Source organism: Hymenobacter jeollabukensis (assembly GCF_005771675.1).
In the GTDB taxonomy this organism is placed as follows: Bacteria; Bacteroidota; Bacteroidia; order Cytophagales; family Hymenobacteraceae; genus Solirubrum; species Solirubrum jeollabukense.
In genome coordinates this window covers 167,470-192,186 of the sequence record NZ_VAJM01000004.1, presented here as the reverse complement: position 1 = coordinate 192,186, position 24,717 = coordinate 167,470, and the positions used below count along the sequence as shown (strand labels likewise).

The following is a 24,717-nucleotide window of genomic DNA, read 5'->3' as shown; positions in this document are numbered from 1 at the left end:
ACCCATAGCAGGGACGGGCCCGAGGCCCTGCGGCTTTCGGGTGCGTGTGGAGCGCCGGAATCCGGCCTTTCGCGCTGGTCCATATTGGCCAAAGCAGCTACCTTACCAAATTCCCGTCGTGGGTCCGCGGCATAGACATGAAGCGGATGCGTTTCGTACAGCTACCTTTATCTGTCCATTGTTTCCGGGCCGCCGCTCCCAATGCTTCCTGCTGACCTGCCCCTGCTGACACCGCCAGACGAATTCTTTGCTGCCGTACTCGACCTATCGGTTTCCGGCATCGTGTATTACCAGCCCGTGCACGACGCGGCGGGGCAAGTTGTGGACCTGACTTTTGGCTACCTCAACCCCGCTGCCCAGCAGCTGCTGCGCCTGCCCGCGCGCCCGGCCGCTACGTACCGCCAGCAGTTTCCCGAGGCCGAGGCCACCGGCCTCTGGGCATTTCACCGCGAGGCCCTGCTCACCGACGGCCCGCACCGGCTGCAGCGCCACTACCAGGCCGATGGCTTCGATGACCACTACCTGCTGGCCGCCCGGCGCGTGGGCGAGGGGCTGCTGGTCAGCTTCGCCGCGGCCAGCGAGCCGGTGCGCTCGGTGGTGGAGCAGGCCCTGCGCGAAAGCCAGGCCCGCGAGCAGGCCGCCCGCGCCGAGGCCGAAGCCCGCCGCCAGCGCCTGCACCAGGTGCTGATGAAGATGCCGGCCCACATTGCGCTGCTGCACGGGCCGGAGCACGTGTACGACTTGGTCAACCCCGCGTACGAGCAGCTGTTTCCGGCCCGCACCACGCTGGGGCGCAGCATCCGGGAGGTTATTCCCGAACTGGAGGGCCAGGGCTTCTACGAGCTGTTCGACCGGGTGTACCAGACCGGCGAGCCGTACTACGCGCCCGAAGCCGAGGCCTGGGCCGATTTTGAGGGCACCGGCCAGCTCCAGCGCCGCTATTACCACACCTCGTTTCTGCCCATCCGCGACGCCGAAGGCCGGGTGACGGAAGTACTCAACTTCGCCGTCGACGTGACCGAGCAGGTGGAAGCGCGCCAGCAGGTGCAGCGGCTCAACGACGAGCTGACCACTGCCCGGGCCGAGGCCGAACGCGAACGAAACCTGCTGCAGGCCCTGCTGGCCCAGGCGCCGGTAGCCATCGGGCTGTTTCAGGGCGAGGAGCTGCGCATCACGGCGGCCAACGCCCAGATGGCCGCGCTCTGGGGGCGCACGCCCGCGCAGGTGCTGGGCCGCCCCTTGACCGAGGCCGTACCCGAGCTGCGGGGCCAGGGCTTCGACGACTTGATGCGGCAGGTGCTCAGCACTCACGAGCCGGTGACGGGCACCGAAGCCCCGGCCACCATGCTGCGCGACGGCTGGCTGCAGACCACTTACTACAACTTCGTGTACCAGCCGCTCTACGACGCGGCGGGCGCGGTGCTGGGCGTCATCGACGTGGCCGTGGAAGTGACCGAACAGGTGCAGGCCCGCCGGCAGCTGGAGCAGCTCAACCAGGAGCTGGAAACCCGCGTGCAGGAGCGCACCCGGCAGCTGACCGAGCAACAACAGCTGCTCAGCCGCATTCTGCGGCAGGTGCCGGCCGCCATTGCCACGCTCAGCGGCCCCGAGCACCGCTTCACCTTCGCCAATGACCTCTACCAGGGCTTGATTGACCACCGCGTCCAACTAGGTAAGTCGGTGGCCGAAGTCATGCCCGAGCTGGTAAGCCAGGGCATCATCGACTTGCTCGACCGGGTATACACCACCGGGGAGCCGTTTATTGGCCAGGAACTGCCCGTGCAACTGCGCGACGCCACCGGCACGCTGCAGCAGCGCTACTTCGATTTCGTGTACCAGCCCATGCTCGATGCGCAGGGCCAGACCGGCATCCTGGTGTTTGCAGTAGACGTGACCGGGCAGGTGCAGGCCCGCCAGCAGGTGGAGCACCTCAACCAGGCGCTGGAAGCCCGCGTGCAGGAACGCACGCAGGAAGCCCAACTGGCCCGCGCCGCCGCCGAGCGCCAGCGCGGCGAGCTGCAGCGCGTGTTCGAGCAGGCCCCCATTGCCATTGCCGTGTACCGCGGGCCGCGCTACGTCATCGAGCTGGCCAACCCCACCGTGTGCCGGTTGTGGGGCCGCACCCAGGACCAAATTGTGGGGTTAGGCCTGTTTGAGGCTCTGCCCGAAGTGGCTGGCATGGGCTACGAGGAGCTGCTCGACGAGGTAATGGCCACCGGCGTGCCCCACGTGGCCCACGCCATGGAGGCGGTACATGAGCGCGAAGGTCGCCGCGACACCGTGTACTGGGACTTCGTGTACGTGCCCATGTACCAGGAAGACGGCCGCATCGACGGGGCCATGGTGGTGGCCAACGAGGTGACCGAGCAAGTGCAGGCCCGGCGGCAGCTGGAGCAGCTCAACCAGGAGCTGGAAACCCGCGTGCAGGAGCGCACCCGGCAGCTGGCCGCTGCCCTGGCCGACGCCGAAGCGCAACGCGAGCAGCTGCGGGTGCAGCAGGGCCTGCTCAGCCAGATTCTGCGCCTGGTGCCGGCCTCCATTGCCACCCTCAACGGCCCCGAGCACCGCTACAGCTTCTTCAACGAACTGTACCAGACGCTCTCGGCCGACCGCACCGCGCTGGGCCGTACCGTGGCCGAAGTGTTTCCGGAAGTGGTTGAGCAGGGGTTTATCGATTTGCTCGACCGGGTGTACGCCACTGGGGAGCCGTTTGTGGGCACCGACGTTTCGGCCGCCCTCTACGACCCGCGCACCCGCCGCCCCGAGCAGCGCTACGTGGATTTTCTCTACCAGCCGCTGTTCGACGAGCGGCAGCGGGTCACGGGCATTCTGGCGTTCATCCTCGACGTGACCGATAAGGCGCAGGCCCGCCAGCAGGTGCAGGCCCTCAACGAGGAGCTGCGGGCCGCCAACGCGGAGCTGAACGCGACCAACGCCCAGCTCACGCGCATCAACGCCGACCTGGATACCTTCGTGTACACGGCCTCGCACGATTTGAAAGCGCCCATTGCCAACATCGAAGGCTTGCTCGACGCGCTGCGCGACTACCTGCCCGCCAACAACCCCGAGCCCATGGTGCCACACCTGCTGCACCTGATGCAGGGGGCCGTGGCCCGCTTCCAGCAGACGGTGGGCCACCTCACCGACGTGTCGCGCCTGCAGCACGCGCAGCCGGCCGAGCTGGTGCCGCTGGCCGCCCTCGTCGACGACGTGCGCCTGGACCTGGCTTCGCTGATCGAAACCACCCGCACCCACCTGCTGCTCGACCTCGACGACTGCCCCACCGTGTACTTCGCCGTCAAAAACCTGCGCAGCATCCTCTACAACCTGCTCAGCAACGCGCTCAAGTACCGCCACCCCGACCGCACGCCCCTGGTGCAGCTGCGCGCCCACTGCCAGCAGGACCAGCTGGTGCTGACCGTGCAGGACAACGGCCTGGGCCTTACCGAGCCGCAGCAGAGCAAGCTGTTTACCCTGTTCCGGCGCCTGCACTCCCACGTCGAGGGCTCGGGCGTGGGCCTTTACATGATCAAGCGCATCGTGGAAAACGCCGGCGGCACCATCGCGGTGCAAAGCCAGCCGGGCCAGGGTTCCACGTTCACCGTCACACTTCCCCATACCTTCCCAGACTAGACTATATGGAAAAGCTGCCCCACATTCTGCTCGTCGACGACGACGACACCACCAATTTCCTCAACGAGCACCTGCTCAAAAAACTCGACGTGACCCACCAGGTACGCGTGGCCCACAACGGCCACGAGGCCATGGCCCTGCTCACTCAGCCCCCGCCCTACGCCCCCACGCTGCTGCTGCTCGACGTGAACATGCCCGGCATGGACGGCATCCAGTTTCTGGAAGCCTACCTGCGCCTGCCCCAGGAACAGCAGGACGCTACTGTTATCGTGATGCTGACCACCTACATGGACGGCAGCGCCCTGGCCCGCATCAACGAGTTGCCCATTGCCGGCCTCATCAGCAAGCCCCTGGACCGGGAAAAGATTGATACCCTGCTGCAGCTGCACTTTCAGCGCCGGCTGCCCGAGGAATAGGCCCCTCCTCGCCCGCGCGCACCCGGCAGAATGGTGGCCCCAATACCAGCGGCGGCGCGTTTCCGGTTGGAAACGCGCCGCCGCATCGTTTTGTAGCCCGTCCGGCGCGGCTTTAGCGCACCAGGAAGCGGCTGGTAGTCGTGCTGCCGTCGGCGGTGCGCACGCGGGCCAGGTACCAACCGGCCGGTAGGGCGCCTACGGGCACTGTGCCGGCCCCGGCCGCGAGGCGCTGGGTGGCCAGAAGCCGGCCGGCCAGCGAATACACGGCCAGCTCGGCCCCGGCGGCGGTGCGGGAATGTAGCTGGTAGTGCAAGACCTGCCCGGCCGCCAGCACCGTGGGGTACACCATGAAACGCGCGCCGGCCAAACGCGCAGCCGCCGTGGCCAGGGTACTGTTCGGCAGCACCTGCTGGGGCTGCTCGAATATATCGGGATACCCCAGTTTCCCGGCACTGCCATTGTTACCCCAGGCCCAAAGCGTACCATCCGTGCGCACCGCCACGGTGTAGCCGGTGCCCGCACTGAGGCTTTGCCACGTGGTAGCCGTGCCGATCTGCACCGGGGCCAAGCGGTTGGTGGTGGTGCCGTCGCCGAGCTGGCCGATGTTGTTGGCGCTCCAGGCCCAGAGCGTACCGTCCTGGCGAATAGCCACCGTATGCGTCTGGCCCGCGCCGACGGACTGCCAGACCGCCCCGACGCCCGTTTGCACCGGGCTGAACTGGTAGTCGCCCGCTTGCCCGTTGCCCGATTGCCCGAGGGTATTGTTGCCCCAGGTCCACAGGGTGCCGTCGGTGTGCAGGCTTAGGGAATAACCGCCGCCCGCCGCCACCTGCATAGCCGGGGCCTGGGCCCGGGCGGCCGCCACGAATAGCCACAGCAACAAGCTCAGCAGGACTCAGCCGCAGTAGCCGGCAGCACGCGAGCGGGAAATAACGTAACGGTAAGCGTTGACCATAACGGGTTGGTTAACCTATTTCTGATTTGAAAAGAGGGCCCAACGGCGGTACATGAGCGAAGCCGTTTGGTGCGCCGGCCCTTTAGTCCCCTAATAATAGCGCCGCCCAGGCAGCTACACCACCGGGGCCGCCCTATTTCTCTTCCCAACCGCCTGGGCTACCGGCCCGCGCCCCTACCCCGGCGTCACCTCCACCGCCACGTGCAGCAGCGCGTCGCCCTGATTGACCACCGGCATGTGGTTCAGCCCGATGATGTAGCCGCTGATGGGCGACTCCAGGCGCACGGCCATTTCGCCGTAAGGGTCGGCCACGATGCCGTATTCCTGGCCTTTCTCCAGGTATTGCCCGGTTTTGAGGCTGGTGCGGAATAGGCCCGAGTACTTGGCCCGCAGCCAGGTGTGGCGGCGGCACACCACGGTGGCCTGGGTAGGTGCGGGCGCCTCGGCCAGCATGCCCAGGTGCTGCAGAAAGCGGAAGGTGCCGGCCGAGCCCAGCTCGATGCCGTGCTCGTCGAGCCGCAAGGACTCCCCGGTTTCGTACACGATGATGCGGCGGCCCTGGCGCATGGCCGCCTCGCGCAGCGAGCCGGGCCGCAGCTCGGCGTGCAGGGTAAAGGGGGCGGCAAAGGCGGCTGCCAGCGCGTCGGTTTCGGCATCGACGCCGAGCAGGCAGCGCACCTGCGGGTGGTTGGAGCGGGCCGCCCCGCCGGTATGGAAATCGATGCCGTAGTCGACCAGGGGCATGATTTCGCGCATGAAGCGGTGGGCCACCCGGCTGGCCACCGAGCCGCGCGGGGAGCCGGGAAAGGAGCGGTTCACGTCCTTGCCGTCGGGCACCTCGCGCGAGAAGTTCAGGAAGCCGTAGATGTTCAGGATGGGAATAGCAATGATGCTGCCCTTCAGCGGCTTTTGCAGCTGCCCGCGCCGGATCATGCGCCGGATGGTTTCGATGCCGTTCACCTCGTCGCCGTGCATGCCGGCCATCAGCAGCACCGTGGGGCCGGGCTCGGCGCTCCGGAACACGTGCACCGGCACGTCGATAACGGTGCCGGAGGGCAGCTTGGAGATGATCAGGCGGGTGAGCACCGTTTCGCCGGGCCGGATGGTGAGACCGTTCAGGAGGAAGGCACCAGGCGTGGCCGCGTCGGGCACCGGCGGCGCGGCAGGGTCGGGGGCGGCGGCTTCGGGCGGGGTGGTTTCGTCGGACAATGCGGCGCGGGAAAACGGAAAAATCCTGGAAGTCAGCCGCGCAGATGCGCGGGCAGCTCCCAAGATTTCAAAAAAATCCGACTTCGGCGGTTTTTGGCCCGGCTCAGGGCTGCACCAGCAGCCGCTGGCTGGCCGTGCGGCCGTCCGTTTCGTCGCGCACGCGCAGCACGTAGCCGCCGGCGGGCAGGCCGGTCAGGTCCAGAGTAGTGCGGCTAGCAGTACTGCGCCGGCTGCGCAGCACCTGCCCGCTCAGGCTCAGCAGCTGCACGGTGCGCGGCGTGGTATCGGCCCCGGCCACGGTCACCTGCTCGCGGGCGGGGTTGGGGTACACGCTTTGGATGAGCGCGGCGGCCGTGGGCGGCCCCGCCGGGGTTTTAGCGGCCGGGGCCGCCGGGGCCTTGGCCGCCACCGCGGCATCGAACTCCGCCGCCGGCACGATGCGGTACTTGGGCAGCGTGTCGAGCACCGACTGGTAAAAGGGCCGCAATACGCGGGCATCGAAGCGCAGGCGCAGCAGGTCGTGCTGGTCGTCGCGGGCCACCACCAGCTCCTGGTAGCGGCCTACCAACGGCAGGGTGACTTCGCCGGCCAGGATTTCGGCCTGGCGGGCGGCCTCGAAGGGCATCAGGCCCTGCACCCGCCCGCGCCGGATACGCACCGCCTGCACCCAGTAGCTGTCGGGGGCTTTGGGGCAGGTGAGGTAATACAGGCCGCGTTGGCGCGTCACCCAGGCCCGCACGATGGTATCGGTGCGGCCCCGCACCACCACGTGGTTGAGGCGGGTGGCCGGGTCGAAATAGATGGTCAGGGGCAGCGTATCGGGGCCTAGCAGCACCACCTGCGGCCCCAGCACCTTGGCCAGGTTCAGCGGGTGTTTGGGCGTGTAGGGCTCAAACGTGGCCAGGGGGCCGCAGCCGCTGCACAGCGCGGCCAGCAGCACGGCGGAAAGGAGTCGAGGGTTCATGGGCGGCGGGTGGGTAAGGGATACGCCTCTTCATGCGGCCCGCCCGGCGTCGGTAACCCGCCGGCGGGTGGGTAGCCCCCGGCTACACCCGCGGCTCGTCCGACTGCGTGTCGGGCAGGGCCTTGGCGGCCGATTTCAGGCTGGGCTTTTTCTTGGTTTTCTTCCGGGAGGCCAGCTCGGCGGTGTACTCGATGATTTTGCCGGCAATGTCGAGGCCGGTGGCTTTTTCGATGCCCTCCAGGCCGGGCGAGGAATTCACCTCCAGCACCAGCGGCCCGCGCTTGCTCTGCAGCATGTCGACGCCGGCAATGCCGAGGCCCAGGGCCTTGGTGGCCAGCAGGGCGGCGGCTTTTTCGGCCCGGCTCAGCTTCACCAGCATGCCGGTGCCGCCGCGGTGCAGGTTGGAGCGAAACTCGCCCTCCTTGCCCTGCCGCTTCATGGCGCCCACCACTTCGCCATTCACCACGAAGGCGCGCAGGTCGGCCCCCTTGCTCTCGGCAATGAACTCCTGCACGATGATGCGGGCCTTGAGGTTGTGAAAGGCTTCGATAACCGACTGGGCGGCTTTTTCCGTCTCGGCCAGCACCACGCCCAGGCCCTGGGTGCCCTCCAGCAGCTTGATGATGACCGGGGCCCCGCCCACCTGCCGGATCATCTCGGGCACCTCGTCGGAGTAGTTGGTGAAGGCCGTTTTGGGCATGCCCACGCCGGCCCGGGCCAGAATCTGCATGGAGCGCAGCTTGTCCCTGGAGCGCACTATGGCCTGGCTTTCGATGGCCGTGCGCACCTTCATCATCTCGAACTGCCGCACCACGGCCGTGCCGTAGAACGTAACGGAGGCCCCGATGCGCGGAATCACCGCGTCGAAGTCTTCGAGGCGGCGGCCTTCGTAAATGATGCCGGGCGTGCTTTTTTCGAGCACCAAGTTGCAGAGCAGGTGGTCGATGACCTCGACCTGGTGGCCGCGCAGCTCGGCGGCTTCCACCAGGCGTCGGGTGGAATATAATTTGGGCTCACGCGAGAGAATCGCCAGCTTCATATGGGCAGGGAGAAGATGCGGGGAGAAGGGAGATAGGGCGACCGGCGCGCGGAGGCGCTCAGTCCGGAATCGGGCGGTGCTGACTTTTGTAGGACACGTTGCGGCGGGCCACATCCACCACCAGCCGGGCGCGGCGCAGCAGGGCGCGCCCGATGAGTACGGGGTACTTCATGTCGGAGCGGTCGGAAAGGGAGAATTCAGCGTCGAAATCCTCCCCGAACAGCCGGATGACCGTGCGAATGACGTAGCGCTCCTGCACCTCGCCGTTGGACGAGCGAATGTCGCGCAGGGAAAACTCCGTGAATTGCAGCGGGGTGCCGTCGAAGGCGGGGTGGGCGTCGTCGAGCAGCAGCACGCGCAGCAGGGGCCGCCCGTCCGGCAGCGTAGTCACGTGAATGTCGGAGCAGTGAATGGCCCCGGTGAAGGCGCCCGTGTCTACTTTGGCCTCCACGCCGCGCAGCTGAAACTGCGGAAAGTCGACCAGCTCGCGGCGGCCGACGATGCGTTTGGGAGGACGGCGGGAGGAGGCCTTTTTCACGGGAGCAAAATACGGGCACGGCGGGCAGAGGCCCGGCAGCGCGTGCGGTTTTTTTTCGGCGAAGGACGCCGGGCACTGGCAGGATCCCCGCTGTCATTGCGAGGCGCAGCCGAAGCAATCGGTCCTGTACAACGTGCTAACCACTAAAACAGCACCGCCCGAAACCGGCGTCTGCAGAGTCGGGCGGTGCTGTTTTGGGGTAGTGCTGGTTGTGGCGTTTCTGCTGCTAGAGGAAGGATTGCTTCGCGTTGCTCGCAATGACCGCCAGCTGGGCCGCTGTGCATCCCCACAATGACGATGGGGTAAGCCGTTTCCCCCTACCCGCCGTAGCTGATGCGGTACACGCAGTCGTTCTGGTCGTCGGACACGAGCAGGGCGCCATCGGGCATGACGAGCAGGGCCACCGGCCGGCCCCAGGACTGCTGGCCCTGCAGCCAGCCCGAGGCGAAGGTCTGGTAGCCGGTGGCTTTCTTGCCGGAGGCATCCACCGTCACCAGCGTGATGCGGTAGCCGATTTTGCTGCTGCGGTTCCAGGAGCCGTGCTCGGGGATGAAAATCTGGTTGCGGTACTGGGCCGGGAACATCTTGCCGGTGTAGAACTTCATGCCCAGCGCGGCCACGTGGGGGCCCAGCTTCTGGGCGGGCGCGGTGTAGGTGCTCGTCTGCTTGCCCTTGCCGAACTGCGGGTCGAGGATGTCGCCCTGGAACACGTACGGGAAGCCGAAGTGCAGGCCGGCGGTGGGGGCGCGGTTCAGCTCGTCGGCGGGCCGGTCGTCGCCGAGCATGTCGCGGCCGTTGTCGGTAAACCAGAGGGCCTTGTCCAGCGGGCTCCAGTCGAAGCCCACCGAGTTGCGCACGCCGTAGGCCACGGTTTCGAGGCCGGTGCCGTCGGGGTTCATGCGGTTGATGGTGGCGAAGATGGGCTCTTCGGGCAGGCACACGTTGCAGGGCGCGCCCACGGGCACGTACAGCTTGCCGTCGGGCCCGAAGCTGATGTACTTCCAGCCGTGGTGCTCCTTGTCGGGCAGCTGGTCGTAGACCACGGCCGGCTTGGGCTTCTGGCGCAGCGTGGTGGCAATGTTGTCGAAGCGCAGGATGCGGCTGATTTCGCCCACGTACAGCGCGCCGTTGCGCACGGCCACGCCGTTGGGCTCGTTCAGGCCCGCGGCCACGGTGATGATTTCGTCGGCTTTGTGGTCCTTGTTGCGGTCGGGCAGGGCGTACACCTTGTCGCCGCGGGTGCCCACGTACACAGTGCCGTCGGGGCCCAGGGCCAGGGAGCGGGCCCCGCCCACGCGCTGGGCGTAGTAGCTGATGCGGAAGCCCGCCGGCAGCTTGATGGAGGCGAGGTTGTCGGCGGGCGCGGCCGGGCGCGAGCCGGCCAGCGGCAGCAGGAGCAGCAGAGGGAGAAGTTGGCGCATCATACCGCTGCAACTGCCGCAGCCCGGCGAAGGTTGCGCGGGGCGGGGCCGGCGGGGCAATCAGGCAGTAAAATCAGCCCATTCTGCCGAGCGCCGCCGGGGCCTCTCGCAAAATAGTGACGTCATGCGGAGCGCAGCCACAGCATCTCTACCGCTTCGTTGTTCAGTAGAGATGCTGCGGCTGCGCTCCGCATGACGTTCAATGGTGGTTGCTCAACGTCAGCACGCGAGATTCTTCGCTGCGCTCTGAATGACGTACTGGTAGCGGCTACCGGCGCGGCAAGCCTTATAGGCGGCCGGCTTCCCGGTCGCGCAGCAGCTGCTGGTACTCGCGCTCCGACCAGCTTTGCTCGCTCACGAAACCGTAGGTGCTCAGGCCCTGAATGGCCAAGCCCAGGCCCCAGAACAGCGTCGGCCACACCGGCCAGGGCACCCCGAAGCCGTGGCGGTGGTGGGAGAGGCCGTCGGTGAAGTACCAGATGGCCCACAGCAGCGCGTTGACCAGCAGGTAGGTCACCAGGTGGGACTTGAATTTGGCCCGGGCTCGGGCAATGCGCCAGAGGTGGGGGTCACGGTCGAGGGGTTGCATGGCGAAAGGCGTTGAGGTGTCGTTAAATATAGGCAAGGGCTGATGCTTGGTCAAGCCGCAGCGGGCGCGCCCCGCCGCTACTGCCGGGCCTGCTGCTCGCGCAGCAGCTCCTGGTACTCGCGCTCCGTCCACGACGCGGTGCCCCACAGGCCGTAGCAGGTGGCACCTTTGATGGCCAAACCCAGGCCCCAGAACAGCGTCACCCAGGCGGGCCAGGGCAGGCCACCGCCGTAGTTGTGGTGGCCGGTGACGTACCAGATGGTCCACAGCAGCGCGCACACCAGCACGTAGCGCAGCAGCTGGGCTTTGAAGTGGGCGCGGCTCCGGGCAAGGCGCCACAGCTGGGAATCGAGGTTTTCGGGCGTTTCCATGGTGGTCAGGCGGTTAGGTTGGGTCAAACGTAGCCACGGCCGCCGCCCGCACCAATAAAACCTTGCCCAAACGGTAACCTTGCGGGGCCGAAGCGTCTAAAAAGGCCGACGAACCGCAACGACTTCGCCCCGCTTTACCCCCTGATTCTACGCCCATGCCCCTGCCCTACGCCGCCCGCCAGGCCTTCGGCCGCATCCTGCTCGCCCAGGCCGACATCACCAAGCTCGATACCGACGCCATCGTCAACGCCGCCAACTCCTCGCTGCTCGGCGGCGGGGGCGTCGACGGGGCCATTCACCGCGCCGGCGGCCCCGACATCCTGGAAGCCTGCCGCAGGCTGCGGGCCGGGCACTACGGCAAGGGCCTGCCCACCGGCCAGGCCGTCATCACCACCGGCGGGCGGCTGCCGGCGCGCTACGTCATCCACACCGTGGGCCCGGTGTGGAACGGCGGCCACAAGCGCGAGCCGGAACTGCTGGCCGACTGCTACCGCAACTCCCTACAGCTGGCCGCCGAGCACCAGCTGGGCAGCGTGGCCTTCCCCGGCATCAGCACTGGCATCTACGGCTACCCCAAGGCCGAGGCGGCCCGCATTGCCGTGCAAACGGTGCGCACATTTCTGGCCACCCACGCCCAGCCCGAAACCGTGGTCTTGGTCGCCTTCGACGAAGAAACCTACCGGCTGTATGAGCAGGAGCTAAGCGAGGAAGCATAGGGCAAGCGGTTCGGTTGGCCGTCATTGCGAGGCGCAGCCGAAGCAATCCTTCCTCCAGGAGCACCGCCGATTCAATCCATGCTCACCGAAAACAATGCTGACCGAAGCTGCAGCTGCTGGTATCGGGCGGTGATGTTTTCGGTTCGTGCTTGTTGTAGCGTCATGCCACGAGAGGAAAGATTGCTTCGCTTCGCTCGCAATGACGGCGGGGCGAACCTTCGTCAGGCGGCGCCGCGCAGCTCTTCGGGGTGGCGGCGCAGGTAGCCGGCCACGTCGTGGAGCAGGCCGCCGTGGCCGGCGTCGAGCAGCACGGTGTGGGCGGCGGTAAGGGCGCCGATGAACTCGCGCAGCCCGGCGTGCGGAATCACCCGGTCGTAGCGGCCCAGGAAGAAGGTGACGGGCGTCGGACGCTGGTTCAGCAGCCGGGCCAGCCGCTTGGTATCGAAGGTGAGGTGGCGGAAGCCCGTCCAGCTGCGGTACACGCGCAGGCGCTTTTCGCGGCTGTCGAGCTGCCACTGGGCAAAGCGCACCAGCCCCGAATCGACCAGCCGGCGCTGCCCGAGGGCGTCAATCAGGTTCAGCAGGCGCTGGGGGCGCAGCACGGCTCGGCCCAGCACCCCACGCATCCAGGGCGGGTAGGTGGCCAGAGAGTACCAGAACTGCGTGCGGATGCCATCCGGCGCCACCAGCCAGAGGTGGGCCACCCGCTCGGGCAGGGCTTCCAGCAGCGTCAGGGCAAACTTGGCGCCCATGCTGAAGGCCAGCAGCCCGAACGACTCAATGCCCTGCTCGGCCAGAAACTGCGTCAGCAGCTCCGTCAGCCGCTTTTTGGTGATGGGCGCGTCGGCTTTGGCCAAGCGGCTGCGGCCGTGGTAAAACAGGTCGAAGGCGTACACCGTCACCCGCTCGCCCAGCAGCGCGGCCACGTGGCGCCAGTGGCTTTCGTTCTGCCCGTAGCCGTGAAACGCCAGCACCGGCAGCGGCCCGCGGCCATAAACCTGGTAGTGCAGCCGCGTCCGGCCCGATTCGACGAACATGGGTTTGGGTGGTGAGGTGGTGAGGTGGTGAGGTGGTGAGGTGGTGAGGTGCCTACGGCGTCGGGTGAAACAAGGATAAATAGCACGTCATTCCGAGCGAAGTCGAGGAATCTCGCGTGTTTACCTGGATAGTAAATTCCTCGTTGAACGAAGATTATACTATCTGAAGTCAGCACGCGAGATTCCTCGACTTCGCTCGGAATGACGTTCCAAGTTGGCCTTTCGCCTAGCTCCTTCTACAGCTTGGCCACGCCGCCCGACACCACGAACTTCATCACCTGGGAGCTGGGCAGGTCGATGAAGGTCACGTTTTCGCGGGGCACCAGCAGCAGCTCGCCGCTGAAGTTGTAGGAGTCGGGGAAGTACACGGCCGTCAGGTCGGGGCGGTTCATGGCCTGCATGGTGTCCTGGGTCACGAAGCCCAGCTTGTAGCACTCCGTCTGGGCAAACACCTTCACCAGCACCGGGCAGTTGAACTTCTGCTCCTCGCCCAGCAAGGCGTCGAAGATGTCCTTGATGCTGCTGTAAAGGATGTTGATGACGGGCAGGCGGTTCAGAATCCTTTCGCCCAGCACGATAAACGGCCGCACCTGCGAGCCGATAAAGCCGAGCACCGTCAGCATCACCACCATCACGGCCAAACCCAGGCCTGGAATGCCGTTGATGTCGAAAATGGCGTCGAGCCAGTGAAAAAAGGCGAAGAGGATGTAAACCGTCAGCGCGATGGGGGCCAGAATCAGCAGCCCGCGCAGAAAGTAGCCGAGTATTTTTTTGATCATAAGCAGCAAGCAAAAACGCCCGGCCGAAGCCAGGCGCAAGGTAGTCGGAATCAGAAAGCGGTGTTAGAGCGCCACGGCCTCCCCGATTTCGGCAATGCGGTCGGCCACGCGCTGCATCAGCCACATGGGCGTGCTGGTGGCCCCGCAGATGCCCACGGCGGCCGCGCCCTCAAACCATTCGTCCAGCAGCTCCTGCTCGTTTTCCACGAAGTAGCTGCGCGGATTGGTCTGGTTCACCACCTGAAACAGGGCCTTGCCGTTGGAGCTCTTGCGCCCGCTCACGAACACGATAACGTCGTGCTCCACGGCAAACTTGCGCAGCTGCGGCTCCCGGTTCGATACCTGCCGGCAGATGGAGTCGTTGGCGTCGAAGCTTTCCAGCTCGCCGCCCGCCGCCACGATGCGCTCCTCGATGAGCTGCTTCATGCGGTAAAAGCCCGCGGTGCTCTTGGTGGTCTGGCTGAACAGGGTCACCGGCCGCCGGAAGTCAATCTGGTCCAGGTCCTGCTCGGTCATCACGATGAGGGCGCGGTTGCCGGTCTGGCCCGCGAGGCCCGCCACCTCGGCATGGCCGGGCTGCCCGTAGATAACGATTTGCCCGTCCTGGCGCGTGGTGGCGTCGAAAGCGTGCTTGACGCGGTTCTGCAGCTTGAGCACCACCGGGCAGGAGGCGTCGATCAGCTCGATGTTGTTTTGCAGGGCCAGCTGGTAGGTTTCCGGCGGCTCGCCGTGGGCCCGGATGAGCACCTTGCAGTCGTGCAGCTGCGCCAGCTGTTCCCGGTCGATGATGCGCAGGCCCCGCTGGTGCAGGCGCTCCACTTCCATGCGGTTGTGCACGATGTCGCCCAGGCAGTACAGTTCCCGGGAGTCCTGCAACTCGTCCTCGGCCATCTGGATAGCGTACTCGACGCCAAAACAGTACCCGGAGTTCTTATCGATGGTGACGTTCATGTCCTGCAAAGTTCGGGAAAAGACCGTTAGCAACCGCCGTGGCAGCTCAAGTACACTGCCAGCTGAAGGCCAGCTGATCAGCGTGATGAGAACAATACAGCAGATACGCAGTTCCCACGTCGCCGAACATAAAATCCAGGCCTTCCTCCGAGGCAATTTGAAATAGCAGCCGCTGCGGCCGCTGGCAGGTCGGGCACGCCGGATACTCGGCGTACTGCACCCAGCTGGGCCAGCCGCCGAGCTTGTCGCGGCCGTAGCCGTGGTGGTCTTCCCAGGGCGCTTGCGCCTCCTCGGGCTCGTCGTCGGGCAGGTCGTCGCCGTCCCATTCGCTCCCGGTGGGCAGCTGCTCGTAGCGCTGCCAGCCCACGATGCTGCGCGGGGTCAGCAGGTTGGTATCGTGGTCCATTACTGCGGGTTGCCGGGCCGCGGGCGGCAGCAGGCGCGCCACGGCCGAGCCGTCCTCGGACAGCGCCCCGCAGTTGGTACAGCCGAACAGTTGCACCAGCCCCCCTCCTACTTCCACCTGCATCGGCGCCCCAGCGGGCAGGGAGGCTACATCCAACTGCAGAAACAGGGGCATGGTGGCCCGGCAGTGCGGGCACCGGGGCCACAGCTCATCCGCCGCCAAATCCGGCACGCCCCCGAAACGGCTGGCGGAGCCCGGAAGCTGCCCTGCCTGCGTAACGGGCAGCCACAGCGGCCGACGGTTGGCCTCGCGCCATTTATCGTAAACCGCAGGATCAACAAAAGTCACGGGCTGAACCGGCGGCCTTGACGGCACCGCGGGCCGCAGCCACCGGGTCAGCCAGGCCCACATACGCCCGTATTAGCCGTTTTCGGCCGCGCGCAGCCCGTCCACCAGCACCGACGACACCCGCTCCAGCACGAAATCCACCTGCTCATCGAGGGTGATGTGCGAGGTATCGAGCAGCACCGCGTCGGGGGCGCGGCGCAACGGGCTTTCGGTGCGGGTCGAGTCGAGGTAGTCGCGCTTCTGCAGGTTCTGCACGATGTCGTCCAGCGGCACCTGCTCGCCCTTGTCGGCCAGCTCCACCTGCCGGCGCATGGCGCGGGTGTGCACGTCGGCGGTCATGAAGATTTTCACCTCCGCGTCCGGAAACACGGTGGTGCCGATGTCGCGCCCGTCCATCACCACGCCGCGCTTGCGGGCCATGCGCTGCTGCTGCCGCACCATGGCGTGGCGCACGGCCACGATGCCCGACACCTCGCTCACGGCGTTGGAAATGCGCATCTGCCGGATTTCATCCTCGCGGATGGCCCCGTCGAGGCACAATTCGTTGCGGCCGGTGCGGCGGTTGCGCTTGAAGCTGATCTGCATCTGGTGCAGGGCTTCTTCCACGCGGGGCAGGTCCTCAAACCCGATGCCGTGTTCGAGCAGATACAGGGTGACGCCGCGGTACATGGCCCCGGTGTCGATGTACGCATAGCCAAGTTCGGCGGCAACGGCCTTCGCCGTGGTGCTTTTGCCGCAGGAAGAGTAGCCGTCGATGGCTATGACGATATTTTTCATCTAGGGAGCGGTCGGCGGGCCGTCGTCGCGGGAAGCGGCAGCGGAATCCACGTCAACCGACGCGCGGGCGGGGCCGAAGCCAGGCGCTCGGGTACCGACTGGTAAAACCCGACCACCGATTCGGTGAGTCCGTGCGTCAATTGGCGGTCCACATGCTCAAACGGCCGCACAAAGGTATGACCTCCGAGCTGGATACCCATCACCCCGGCCGTATTGGCTTCCCAGCTGCCGCCGAAGGAGCGAATGATGCACTCCCCCAAAAAGCAGCCTAACGCGTTGACTACGTTGGGCCTATCGACAGTACCCAGAGCTTCACGCTGGGTTTCAATAAAATCCATCAGGACCCGCACGGCGGCTTCGTCAAAGGCGGGTACGTTCAGTTGTTGCCGCACGGCTTCGGCAGCGGCTCGCAGCTCTTCCATGGCAGTAGGTGGTGGAGAAATTGAAGGAACGAAAGAATCATCAACCCGCGGTGGGCTGATAACGTAGTTACAAAATTTTCGACCAAATGCTTCAGAACAGGCAATAAAAAAACCTCTTTCGAGGTTTTTTATGAGAATCCAATAAGATATTTTTAAGAAAGTCCAATTTCAATCTTGCGCGGTTCCTTCAGATCCAGCCGCGCTTGGGCAGCGGCTCGGCCAGCCGTTGCGGGATGGAAGCGTAGAAATCGGCGACGGATTCCTTGAGGCCGTTGTCGAACTGCAGCATCACGCGGTAGAAGGGGTTGTAGAAGCGCGTGCCCTGAAAGCCGACGCCGGTGGTGCCGTCGGGCCCGGAGGCCCACTCGCCCTGGTAGCTCCGCACCAGGCACTCCCCCAGAAAGGCGCCGAGGGCCAGCACCACGCCCTGCACGTTGTCGCGGGTGAGCAGGGGGCGCTGCTCTTCAATAAAGGCCGTCAGGCGCTGCACGCCGGCTTCGTTGAAGTCATCAGCGGGCAGCTGCTGCCGCACGGCTTCGGCGGCTTGGCGCAGGTGGGCTAAGGGGTTTTCGTCGGACATAGAAAAAGCGGAAGTTGGGTGGCCGCAATGCCCAAGGTAGCACAGGAGGCGCAAATGGGCCTACCCGGCCGTCCCGCCGCTGCGTCGCCACTGCGCGTACGTGGCCATCATGCGCTTGACGTGCTGGGGCCCCAGCTTGCCGCGTTGAATGCCGTCGGCCAAGGCCGGACAGTCGCCGAAAACGCGCAGCATGGCCGTGGTGAAGGCCTTACGACCCTGCGGAATGCTCACCGCCGCGCTACCCACCGGCTGCAGCAGGGTCATGCTGATGTTGTCTCCCTCCGCCTCGCGGTAACTGAACAGGGTGTGGTAGGGCGTGCGGTACAGCTCCTGGCCGAAGACGCCGGTACTGCCCTGCCGGTCGGCCGGGCCGTAGCCGTCGATGATGCCGAAGGTATCGGCCTTGATGACGAAGCGCCGAAGGTCCTGGGGCAGGTACTCGCGTCGCCCGTCGACGCCCGGCTGTCGCACGCTCATCCACTCGCCGCCCTCGTAGTACAGCTCGCCGATCTGCCAGCGGCCGTCGGCGAGCTGAAAGCTGCCGGGCCGGTGGTTGCGGACCAGGTGGAGCCGGGGCATGGTGGAGGTCATCATCCCCGGGCCCTGCGCCAGGGCCGGGAGGCTCAGCAGCCCGGCGGCAGCGGCCATTGTCAGGCTACGTATCAGCATGGGCATGGGAGAAATTAATTGCCGGGCTGCTCGTTGGCGAAGCTGGCCGTGGTGTCGAAACCGGTGGGCTTCCAGCGCAGGTAGGTATCGAGAATCAGGCGGGTGTGCACGGGCTCCAGCTCGTTGCCGCGCAGCTGCTCGGCCAGCTTGGGCTGGTCGCCGACGAGCTTGAGCATGGCGGCGCGGTATTCCTTGGGCTTGATGGGCAGCACCAGCACCTTGCCGTCGGGGAAGCGGAGCATGGGCAGCGCACCGGCGGCGGCGTAGTAGTTGAACAGCTCGACCTGCGCGTGGCGCCAGGTGCGCCGGCCCAGCGTGGGCGCGGCCGAAATGGCGTTGGCGCCGGGAAACTTCACGTTGCGCACCACCACGAACGTATCGGTGCGCACGACTACCTGCCGAACTTCTTCCAGCCCGAACTGCTTGGCCTCCTTGCCTTTGCCGGCGGTCAGGTTGCCGTTGGTCAGCACGATGGGGGCCGGCTGCCAGTCGGCGCTGTTCAGCTGGTAGCTGCCGGGGCCTTTGCAGGTGTACTGCATATCGGCGTTGGCCAGGGTGGCGGCGGCCACGCCGAGGCGGGCAGCAGCCATAATAAGGCCCACCTGGGCGTGGCTGGCGGTGCTCAGGCCCAGCACCAGCAGAACCGAAAAAGCGGGGCGTAGTAATTGACGCATGTGAAAAAGGAATGGGGAAAATCAGCTAGAAAGAGTCCTAAAGGCTTTAACACTCGATAAACGCGCGTCAGGCAGCTTACTCTGACCGCTAGCTCCCCGCAATTTATAACAGGTGCGGCAGGTTTTCATAATCCGCGCCTACTCATTGCCGATGCGCTGCCGGGACGCTTGGCCTGGCCCGACTGAACAGCTGGGCTAGTGACTGTCGCAGGGACAGGGCACGTGGCCGCCGCGGGCTTTGCGCTTGAAGGAAGCGGTTTTTTTCTGCTGGGGCGTGCGCCGGGCGCAGCTGGTAAGGCTGGGCACCGAGGCGGCCAGCGTGAGCACCGTGAGCAGCAGGGTCAGCGTCTTTTTCACCGATAACTGGATTTTCAGCCAAAGATAACCTTCTTTGCCCGGCTGCTCTAACGCCGCCGCCCCTGCTTTTAGCTCCCCATTCCCGCTTTATGTCCGCTGATTTTTCCCTGCGCGCCAACGTCGTCGACATTCCCGCCCAAACGGCGCGCCCCGCCACCATTCGCGTGGCCGCCGGCCGCGTAGCCGCCATCGACTACGAGGGTGCCACCGAGGCCGACTCGGCCCTGCCCTACTCCCTGCCGGGCTTCGTCGATGCCCACGTGCACGTGGAAAGCTCCCTGCTGGTACCGGCCGAGTTTGCCCGCCTGGCGGTGGTGCACGGCACGGTGGCTACCGTGTCGGACCCGCACGAAATCGGCAACGTGCTGGGCGTGGCCGGCGTGGAGTTCATGCTCGACAACGCCCGCCAGTCGCCGTTTCACTTCTGCTTCGGCGCCCCGTCGTGCGTGCCGGCCACCATTTTCGAAACCGCCGGCGCCACCATCACCGCCGACGACATCGAGCAGCTGTTTCAGCGGCCCGAAATCGGCTACCTGGCCGAAATGATGAACTGGCCCGGCGTGCTGCACGGCGACGCGGACGTGCTGCGCAAAATCGCGCTGGCCCGGCAGTACAACCGCCCCGCCGATGGCCACGCCCCCGGCCTGCGCGGCGACGACGCCCGCCGCTATGCCGCCGCCGGCCTGAGCACCGACCACGAGTGCTTCACCGCCGACGAGGCCCTCGACAAGCTGGCCGCTGGCATGCACATCCTCATTCGCGAAGGCTCAGCCGCCCGCAACTTCGAGGCGCTGGTGGATCTGCTGCCGGAGCATTCGGCGCAGATCATGTTCTGCTCCGACGACAAGCACCCCGACTCCCTGCTGCTCGGCCACATCGACGCCCTGGTGCGCCGGGCCGTGGCCCGCGGCATCGACGTGTGGAAAGTGCTGCGCGCCGCCTGCCTGAACCCCGTATCCCACTACCGCCTCGGCGTGGGCCAGCTGCGCCCGGGCGACGCGGCCGACTTCATCGTGGTTGATAACCTGCGGGACTTCCGGGTGCAGCAAACTTACCTGCGCGGCGCGCTGGTGGCCGAAAACGGCCGCACCCTGCTGCCCACCGCCGCGCACCAGGCGCCCAACAACTTCCACGCCCGCCCGGTGCAGCCCCGGGACTTCGCCCTGCCCGCCCCCGACGACGCCGCTACGGCCGCCACCGTGCGCGCCATCCGCTGCTACGACGGCCAGCTCATCACCGCCGCCGACCCGGCCGCCGTGCCCGTGCAGCACGGTCAGCTGGTGCCCGACGTGGCCAACGACGTGCTGAAGCTGACCGTGGTGAACCGCTACGAAGCCGGCGCCGCGCCCGCCGTGGGCTTCATCCGCGGCTTTGGCGTCAAGCGCGGCGCCCTGGCCAGCAGCGTGGGCCACGACTCACACAACATCACCGCCGTGGGCTGCTCCGACGAAGCCCTGGCCCGCGCCGTCAACCTGGTCATCGAAGCCAAAGGCGGGCTGGCGGCCGTGGGCGACGACGGCGAAGAGCTGCTGCTGCCGCTGCCGGTGGCGGGCCTGATGTCGGCCGGGGAAGGCTACGCCGTGGCCGAGGCCTACACCGCCGTGGATAAGCTGGCCAAGCAGCTCGGCAGCCCGCTCGGCGCCCCGTTCATGACCTTGTCGTTTATGGCCCTGCTGGTCATTCCGGCCCTCAAGCTCAGCGACAAAGGCTTGTTCGACGGCGAGAAGTTCGAGTTTGTATCGGTGCTGGCGTAAGACCCGGCCCGGGCGCCGAGCCAACCCAGAACGTCATGTCGAGCGCAGCCGAGACATCTCGCGTGCTAACTGCCACAAGTAATCTGCTTGTTCAACGAAGAAATTACTATCCAGCGAGATGTCTCGGCTGCGCTCGACATGACGTTCTGGTTGAAGTCAACGAAAAGGGCCGCCCGGTATGTCGGGCGGCCCTTTTCGTTGGCAGTAGTCGTGGCTTAGTTGGCCATCGAGAAGCGCTTGTCGAACAGGCGCTGCATTTTCTCTTCGGTGAGCGGCTTGGCCAGGTACTCCACCCCTTCGTACTGGGCCACGCGCGAGGTGTCGGCCGAGTGCATGGAGGTGGTGAGCACGGCCATAACGGTCTTTTCGCGCACTTCCGGCGAGAGACGGCTGTACTGGTTCAGAAACTCGAAGCCGTCCATGCCGGGCATCTTCAGGTCGACGAACACCAGCTCGGGCACCTGCTCCTCGGCAATGGCCTGGGGGCTCCAGAGCTGGTAAAAGGCCTGCTCGGCGTTGGTGAACGAGAGAATGTGCTCGGCCAGGTCCAGCCGCTGCAATAGCCGGTTGTTCAGGAAACTCGTTGTTTCGTTGTCGTCAATCAGGACGACTTGGTTCAGCTTGCGAGACATGAAATTGGCCTGGTTAAGTGAACAGGAATTCCGGCCACGCTGTGCAGTCGGGACTACTAAGTTACTAAATTTAGTCCAACCAGCCCTGCGCGCGCATCCACTCGTCGTTGTAGACTTTGCCCAAGTAGCGCGTGCCGTGGTCGGGCAGCAGGATGACCATCGTGTCGTCGGCTTTCAGATTTTCCTTGGCGTATTCCAGGGCGCCGTGCACGGCCGAGCCGCACGACCAGCCCACGAACAGGCCTTCTTCCTTGGCCAGGCGGCGCGTCATCAGAGCCGCTTCCTTGTCGCCCACTTTGATAAACTGGTCGATGAGGTCGAAGTTCACGTTCTTCGGCAGAATGTCTTCGCCGATGCCTTCGGTCTTATAAGGATAGATTTCGTTGACGTCGAAAATACCGGTTTCCTTATATTTCTTGAAGACCGAGCCGTAGGTATCCAGGCCCAGGGTGTACACGTCGGGGTTTTGCTCCTTCAGGTACTTGCTCACCCCGCAGATGGTACCGCCCGTACCCACGCCGGCCGCGAAGTGCGTGATGCGGCCCTCGGTTTGCTGCCACACCTCCGGCCCGGTGGTTTCGTAGTGCGCGGCGGCGTTCGAGAGGTTGTCGTACTGGTTGGGGTAAAAGGAGTTGGGCGTTTCCTGGTTGAGGCGGCGCGCCACCGAGTAGTACGAGCGGGGGTCGTCCGGGGCCACGTCGACGGGGCAAACGACCACCTGGGCGCCCACGGCCCGCAGGATGTCCTGCTTTTCCTTGCTCTGCTTGTCCGACATCACGAAGATGGTCTTGTAGCCCTTGGCAATGGCGGCCAGCGCCAGGCCCATGCCGGTGTTGCCGCTGGTGCCCTCGATGATGGTGCCGCCGGGCTTGAGCAGGCCCGCCTTTTCGGCGTCCTCCACCATACGGATGGCCATGCGGTCCTTCACCGAGTTGCCGGGGTTGAAGTACTCCACTTTGGCCAGGATGGTGCCGGGAATGCCTTTGGTTACGCTGTTGAGCTTCACCAGCGGCGTGTTGCCGATGGCTTCAACGATGTTGTTGAGGTACATGGGAGGGAGATTGGGAAGCCGCAAAGGTACGGAAAGGTGAAATGGTGAGGTGGTGAAATGGTGAGTTTACCGTTCACCTTGCCGCTTACGGACTCTTTATAAGCAACCCGCCCAATACGGTCACCCTGATTCGCGCCAGCGCCGGACAGCTCCTGGCCTAGACTACACAAGTCTCCCGGACGACACTCACAATTTCACAATTTCACCAGCGCACCATTTCCCCGCCCGCCGAAAAGCCTACCTTTGCCGCCGGCTCGCCGTAGGCGGGTCATCCCACCGAAATATCTTCACTCACTTCCCACATGAGCGTACTGGTCAATAAGGACTCGAAAGTGATTGTGCAGGGTTTTACGGGCTCCGAAGGCTCGTTCCACGCCCAGCAGATGATTGACTACGGCACCAACGTCGTTGGCGGCGTGACGCCGGGCAAAGGCGGCCAGACCCACTTGGGCCGGCCCGTATTCAACACCGTGGCCGACGCCGTGCGCGACACCGCGGCCGATACCTCCATCATCTTCGTGCCCCCGGCTTTTGCCGCCGACGCCATCATGGAGGCCGCCGACGCCGGCATCAAGGTTATCGTCACCATCACCGAAGGCATTCCGACCAAGGACATGATTGCGGTGAAGGAATACCTGAAAGGCCGCGACGGCCTGCGCATGATCGGCCCGAACTGCCCCGGCGTAATGACGGCCGGGGAGTGCAAAGTGGGCATCATGCCCGGCTTTATCTTCTCGAAAGGCAAAATCGGCATCGTGTCGAAGTCGGGCACGCTGACCTACGAGGCGGTGGACCAGCTGACCAAGGCCGGCCTGGGCCAGACCACGGCCATCGGCATCGGCGGTGACCCCATCATCGGCACCACCACCAAGGAAGCCGTGGAGCTGCTCATGAACGACCCCGAAACCGAGGGCATCGTGATGATCGGCGAAATCGGCGGCGGCATGGAAGCCGAAGCCGCCCGCTGGATCAAGGAAACCGGCAACAAGAAACCCGTCGTCGGCTTCATCGCCGGCCAGACGGCGCCTCCCGGCCGCCGCATGGGCCACGCCGGTGCCATCGTCGGCGGTGCCGACGACACGGCCGCTGCCAAAATGGCCATCATGCGCGAGTGCGGCATCCACGTAGTGGATTCGCCGGCCGAAATCGGCGACACGATGCTGCGCGTGCTGAAAGGCGAGAAAGTAGAGGCATAAGCATCCTGCTGGCTCAGCTACCAGAAGCCCCGACTTGCAAAAGGTCGGGGCTTTTTTGTGCCTTATGCGGCTTCAATATTCAGATTTAGTTATTTAGCTGCGCATTCTGGCTTAGCCGCCGTGCCCGATCATTACCATTGCTTTTTTATGGATTGCTCCCACCATTTCCCGACGGCCTGCGGGGTGCTGCTTCTGCTGGCCGCTGCCCGGCCCGCCACGGCCCAAACGCCCACCTACCGCTGCGTGGTGGCCGATGCCCGCACCCGCGCCGCCCTGCCCGCCGCCACCGTGCAGGCCGACGGCCGCACCCTGCGCACCGACGAATCCGGTCGATTCGAACTACCAGCCCGGCCGGCGCAGCTGCAGCTCAGCCACGTGGGCTACCAGCCGCGGCAGTGGCAGCCCGCCCCGGCCGCCGACACGCTCTGGCTCACCCCGCAGGCCGTGGCCCTGCCGAACGTGCGCGTGCGGGCCCAGCCGGGGGCAGTGGTGTGGCGCTACGCGGGCAAGTCGCGCTGGCCGCACGATGCCTTTGCCCGCAGCCTGATGCCGGGTGAGCAGGTGGCCGTGTTTTACCGCCCGGCCGACAGCACCCGTCAGTACCGCATCCGGGCCGTACGGGTGCGCCTGGGCCACCGCGCGCCCAACAGCTTCGGCGAGGCGTTCGGCCAGCGCCGCCACTTCGTGGCCGGCCGGCTGCGCGTGTGCCTGAGCCTGCCCGGCCCCGAAGGTGCCCCGGTCAGCCAGTCGCTGGCCCCCGCCTGGGTTATCACCCCGGCCCAATCGGCAGCGCATCAGGATGGCTGGCTGCAGCTGGCCGTGCCCACCGACGCGCCGCTGCTATTGCCGGCCGCCGGCGTGTTTGTGGTAGCCACCGGCCTCACCGATACCGACACCGAAACGGCGCCGCGCCTGCGGACCCTGCAGTACCAGCGCCGCAACCCGGAAACGGCCCCGGATTATGACCACAAAAGCCAAACGTCGACCCGCGTCAACCTGTACGTGGAGGTAAAGCCCGAAGGCGCGGCCCAGTCGCACCTGGTGAACCTGGACGATTACCCCGCCGTGGCGCAGCGCACGGCCCCCGACGAAGCCAGCGGCCACAGCTGGCTTTATCAGGCCAAGCGCTGGCAAAGTCAGCAGGCCAGCCACGCGGAACTGCGCAAGCGCCTTCCCGACGCAATCTACTCGACGTCCAACTACGAGTTGGTGCTGGAAGTGGAAGAGCTGTAA

The 24,717-nt window shown here is 65.7% G+C and carries 25 protein-coding genes and 1 pseudogene; 6 read left to right on the top strand and 20 right to left on the bottom strand.

Translation table 11 applies throughout. The features are described 5' to 3' along the window. Window positions 1-201 precede the first annotated feature (201 nt). Window positions 202-3,633, top strand: coding sequence for a PAS domain-containing protein (locus FDY95_RS10890; protein WP_138077681.1), 3,432 nt, complete (start codon window positions 202-204; stop codon window positions 3,631-3,633). Window positions 3,634-3,638: 5 nt separating this feature from the next. Continuing rightward, window positions 3,639-4,049 (top strand): response regulator, encoded by a 411-nt coding sequence (locus tag FDY95_RS10885; protein WP_138077679.1) that lies wholly within the window; start codon window positions 3,639-3,641, stop codon window positions 4,047-4,049. 112 nt (window positions 4,050-4,161) lie between these two features. Here FDY95_RS10885 and FDY95_RS10880 read toward each other — a convergent pair whose 3' ends face one another. The 8 genes from FDY95_RS10880 to FDY95_RS10845 form a co-directional block, all read right to left on the bottom strand. Next, window positions 4,162-4,932, bottom strand: a complete 771-nt coding sequence (locus FDY95_RS10880) for a T9SS type A sorting domain-containing protein (RefSeq protein ID WP_138077678.1) — start codon at window positions 4,930-4,932, stop codon at window positions 4,162-4,164. A gap of 246 nt (window positions 4,933-5,178) precedes the next feature. Continuing rightward, window positions 5,179-6,213, bottom strand: a complete 1,035-nt coding sequence (locus FDY95_RS10875) for a succinylglutamate desuccinylase/aspartoacylase family protein (RefSeq protein WP_246073992.1) — start codon at window positions 6,211-6,213, stop codon at window positions 5,179-5,181. A gap of 103 nt (window positions 6,214-6,316) precedes the next feature. Beyond that, a complete protein-coding gene (locus tag FDY95_RS10870) occupies window positions 6,317-7,177 on the bottom strand; it encodes a T9SS type A sorting domain-containing protein (RefSeq protein ID WP_138077676.1) in 861 nt (286 codons plus the stop codon). 82 nt (window positions 7,178-7,259) lie between these two features. Beyond that, window positions 7,260-8,216: a 30S ribosomal protein S6--L-glutamate ligase gene (gene rimK / locus FDY95_RS10865; protein WP_138077674.1), complete on the bottom strand. Its 957-nt coding sequence runs from the start codon at window positions 8,214-8,216 to the stop codon at window positions 7,260-7,262. Between the two features lie 58 nt (window positions 8,217-8,274). Then, window positions 8,275-8,754: an ATP-dependent zinc protease family protein gene (locus FDY95_RS10860; protein ID WP_138077672.1), complete on the bottom strand. Its 480-nt coding sequence runs from the start codon at window positions 8,752-8,754 to the stop codon at window positions 8,275-8,277. Between the two features lie 317 nt (window positions 8,755-9,071). Then, entirely contained in the window at window positions 9,072-10,175 is a 1,104-nt protein-coding gene (locus FDY95_RS10855; protein ID WP_317129486.1) for a PQQ-dependent sugar dehydrogenase, read from the bottom strand. 286 nt (window positions 10,176-10,461) lie between these two features. Further along, entirely contained in the window at window positions 10,462-10,764 is a 303-nt protein-coding gene (locus FDY95_RS10850) for a 2TM domain-containing protein (RefSeq protein WP_138077668.1), read from the bottom strand. Window positions 10,765-10,841: 77 nt separating this feature from the next. Beyond that, window positions 10,842-11,135, bottom strand: a complete 294-nt coding sequence (locus FDY95_RS10845) for a 2TM domain-containing protein (RefSeq protein WP_138077666.1) — start codon at window positions 11,133-11,135, stop codon at window positions 10,842-10,844. A 155-nt stretch (window positions 11,136-11,290) separates the two neighbouring features. Between FDY95_RS10845 and FDY95_RS10840 the strand changes: the two genes are divergently transcribed. Next, on the top strand, window positions 11,291-11,851 hold the full coding sequence (locus FDY95_RS10840) for an O-acetyl-ADP-ribose deacetylase (protein WP_138077664.1): 561 nt from the start codon (window positions 11,291-11,293) through the stop codon (window positions 11,849-11,851). 221 nt (window positions 11,852-12,072) lie between these two features. Here the strand turns inward: FDY95_RS10840 and FDY95_RS10835 are convergent, their stop codons facing one another. The 10 genes from FDY95_RS10835 to FDY95_RS26305 all read right to left on the bottom strand — a co-directional run bounded on the left by FDY95_RS10835 (window position 12,073) and on the right by FDY95_RS26305 (window position 18,851). Then, a complete protein-coding gene (locus tag FDY95_RS10835) occupies window positions 12,073-12,888 on the bottom strand; it encodes an alpha/beta fold hydrolase (RefSeq protein WP_138077662.1) in 816 nt (271 codons plus the stop codon). A gap of 236 nt (window positions 12,889-13,124) precedes the next feature. Further along, window positions 13,125-13,667, bottom strand: coding sequence for a DUF502 domain-containing protein (locus FDY95_RS10830; protein WP_246073991.1), 543 nt, complete (start codon window positions 13,665-13,667; stop codon window positions 13,125-13,127). A gap of 63 nt (window positions 13,668-13,730) precedes the next feature. Beyond that, on the bottom strand, window positions 13,731-14,618 hold the full coding sequence (locus tag FDY95_RS10825; protein ID WP_138077660.1) for a 4-hydroxy-3-methylbut-2-enyl diphosphate reductase: 888 nt from the start codon (window positions 14,616-14,618) through the stop codon (window positions 13,731-13,733). 46 nt (window positions 14,619-14,664) lie between these two features. After that, window positions 14,665-15,435, bottom strand: coding sequence for a DUF1963 domain-containing protein (locus FDY95_RS10820; protein ID WP_138077658.1), 771 nt, complete (start codon window positions 15,433-15,435; stop codon window positions 14,665-14,667). 9 nt (window positions 15,436-15,444) lie between these two features. Continuing rightward, entirely contained in the window at window positions 15,445-16,149 is a 705-nt protein-coding gene (gene cmk / locus FDY95_RS10815) for a (d)CMP kinase (RefSeq protein WP_138077656.1), read from the bottom strand. Beyond that, complete coding sequence (locus FDY95_RS10810) at window positions 16,146-16,571, bottom strand: hypothetical protein (RefSeq protein ID WP_138077654.1); 426 nt, start codon at window positions 16,569-16,571, stop codon at window positions 16,146-16,148. The genes cmk and FDY95_RS10810 overlap by 4 nt, the downstream gene beginning before the upstream one ends. A gap of 187 nt (window positions 16,572-16,758) precedes the next feature. After that, window positions 16,759-17,151 (bottom strand): hypothetical protein, encoded by a 393-nt coding sequence (locus FDY95_RS10805; protein WP_138077652.1) that lies wholly within the window; start codon window positions 17,149-17,151, stop codon window positions 16,759-16,761. Window positions 17,152-17,211: 60 nt separating this feature from the next. Then, a complete protein-coding gene (locus FDY95_RS10800) occupies window positions 17,212-17,820 on the bottom strand; it encodes a hypothetical protein (protein WP_138077650.1) in 609 nt (202 codons plus the stop codon). 14 nt (window positions 17,821-17,834) lie between these two features. Continuing rightward, entirely contained in the window at window positions 17,835-18,494 is a 660-nt protein-coding gene (locus FDY95_RS10795) for a hypothetical protein (RefSeq protein WP_138077648.1), read from the bottom strand. Window positions 18,495-18,689: 195 nt separating this feature from the next. After that, window positions 18,690-18,851, bottom strand: coding sequence for a hypothetical protein (locus FDY95_RS26305; protein ID WP_165822229.1), 162 nt, complete (start codon window positions 18,849-18,851; stop codon window positions 18,690-18,692). Between the two features lie 89 nt (window positions 18,852-18,940). Between FDY95_RS26305 and ade the strand changes: the two genes are divergently transcribed. After that, window positions 18,941-20,605, top strand: a complete 1,665-nt coding sequence (gene ade / locus FDY95_RS10790) for an adenine deaminase (protein ID WP_138077646.1) — start codon at window positions 18,941-18,943, stop codon at window positions 20,603-20,605. A gap of 215 nt (window positions 20,606-20,820) precedes the next feature. Here ade and FDY95_RS10785 read toward each other — a convergent pair whose 3' ends face one another. Both FDY95_RS10785 and FDY95_RS10780 read right to left on the bottom strand, forming a co-directional pair. After that, window positions 20,821-21,237 (bottom strand): response regulator, encoded by a 417-nt coding sequence (locus FDY95_RS10785; protein WP_138077644.1) that lies wholly within the window; start codon window positions 21,235-21,237, stop codon window positions 20,821-20,823. Window positions 21,238-21,310: 73 nt separating this feature from the next. Next, a pseudogene (locus FDY95_RS10780) lies at window positions 21,311-22,288 on the bottom strand (PLP-dependent cysteine synthase family protein); the annotation flags it as partial. A 302-nt stretch (window positions 22,289-22,590) separates the two neighbouring features. On the opposite strand from FDY95_RS10780, the gene sucD reads away from it, so the two are divergent. Both sucD and FDY95_RS10770 read left to right on the top strand, forming a co-directional pair. Then, window positions 22,591-23,484 carry a succinate--CoA ligase subunit alpha gene (gene sucD / locus FDY95_RS10775; protein WP_138077640.1) on the top strand — a complete coding sequence of 298 codons (894 nt, stop codon included), beginning with the start codon at window positions 22,591-22,593 and terminating at the stop codon, window positions 23,482-23,484. A gap of 147 nt (window positions 23,485-23,631) precedes the next feature. Next, window positions 23,632-24,717 (top strand): carboxypeptidase-like regulatory domain-containing protein, encoded by a 1,086-nt coding sequence (locus FDY95_RS10770; protein ID WP_138077638.1) that lies wholly within the window; start codon window positions 23,632-23,634, stop codon window positions 24,715-24,717.

Coding starts and splice junctions, on each gene's coding strand:
- FDY95_RS10855 (WP_317129486.1), bottom strand. CDS start 10,175: ATGCGCCAACTTCTCCCTCTGCTGCTCCTGCTGCCGCTGGCCGGCTCG.
- FDY95_RS10850 (WP_138077668.1), bottom strand. CDS start 10,764: ATGCAACCCCTCGACCGTGACCCCCACCTCTGGCGCATTGCCCGAGCC.
- FDY95_RS10890 (WP_138077681.1), top strand. CDS start 202: ATGCTTCCTGCTGACCTGCCCCTGCTGACACCGCCAGACGAATTCTTT.
- FDY95_RS10885 (WP_138077679.1), top strand. CDS start 3,639: ATGGAAAAGCTGCCCCACATTCTGCTCGTCGACGACGACGACACCACC.
- FDY95_RS10785 (WP_138077644.1), bottom strand. CDS start 21,237: ATGTCTCGCAAGCTGAACCAAGTCGTCCTGATTGACGACAACGAAACA.
- FDY95_RS10840 (WP_138077664.1), top strand. CDS start 11,291: ATGCCCCTGCCCTACGCCGCCCGCCAGGCCTTCGGCCGCATCCTGCTC.
- ade (WP_138077646.1), top strand. CDS start 18,941: ATGTCCGCTGATTTTTCCCTGCGCGCCAACGTCGTCGACATTCCCGCC.
- rimK (WP_138077674.1), bottom strand. CDS start 8,216: ATGAAGCTGGCGATTCTCTCGCGTGAGCCCAAATTATATTCCACCCGA.
- sucD (WP_138077640.1), top strand. CDS start 22,591: ATGAGCGTACTGGTCAATAAGGACTCGAAAGTGATTGTGCAGGGTTTT.
- FDY95_RS10810 (WP_138077654.1), bottom strand. CDS start 16,571: ATGGAAGAGCTGCGAGCCGCTGCCGAAGCCGTGCGGCAACAACTGAAC.
- FDY95_RS10835 (WP_138077662.1), bottom strand. CDS start 12,888: ATGTTCGTCGAATCGGGCCGGACGCGGCTGCACTACCAGGTTTATGGC.
- FDY95_RS10825 (WP_138077660.1), bottom strand. CDS start 14,618: ATGAACGTCACCATCGATAAGAACTCCGGGTACTGTTTTGGCGTCGAG.
- FDY95_RS10820 (WP_138077658.1), bottom strand. CDS start 15,435: ATGTGGGCCTGGCTGACCCGGTGGCTGCGGCCCGCGGTGCCGTCAAGG.
- FDY95_RS10770 (WP_138077638.1), top strand. CDS start 23,632: ATGGATTGCTCCCACCATTTCCCGACGGCCTGCGGGGTGCTGCTTCTG.
- FDY95_RS10800 (WP_138077650.1), bottom strand. CDS start 17,820: ATGCTGATACGTAGCCTGACAATGGCCGCTGCCGCCGGGCTGCTGAGC.
- FDY95_RS10830 (WP_246073991.1), bottom strand. CDS start 13,667: ATGATCAAAAAAATACTCGGCTACTTTCTGCGCGGGCTGCTGATTCTG.
- FDY95_RS10805 (WP_138077652.1), bottom strand. CDS start 17,151: ATGTCCGACGAAAACCCCTTAGCCCACCTGCGCCAAGCCGCCGAAGCC.
- cmk (WP_138077656.1), bottom strand. CDS start 16,149: ATGAAAAATATCGTCATAGCCATCGACGGCTACTCTTCCTGCGGCAAA.
- FDY95_RS10795 (WP_138077648.1), bottom strand. CDS start 18,494: ATGCGTCAATTACTACGCCCCGCTTTTTCGGTTCTGCTGGTGCTGGGC.
- FDY95_RS10870 (WP_138077676.1), bottom strand. CDS start 7,177: ATGAACCCTCGACTCCTTTCCGCCGTGCTGCTGGCCGCGCTGTGCAGC.
- FDY95_RS10845 (WP_138077666.1), bottom strand. CDS start 11,135: ATGGAAACGCCCGAAAACCTCGATTCCCAGCTGTGGCGCCTTGCCCGG.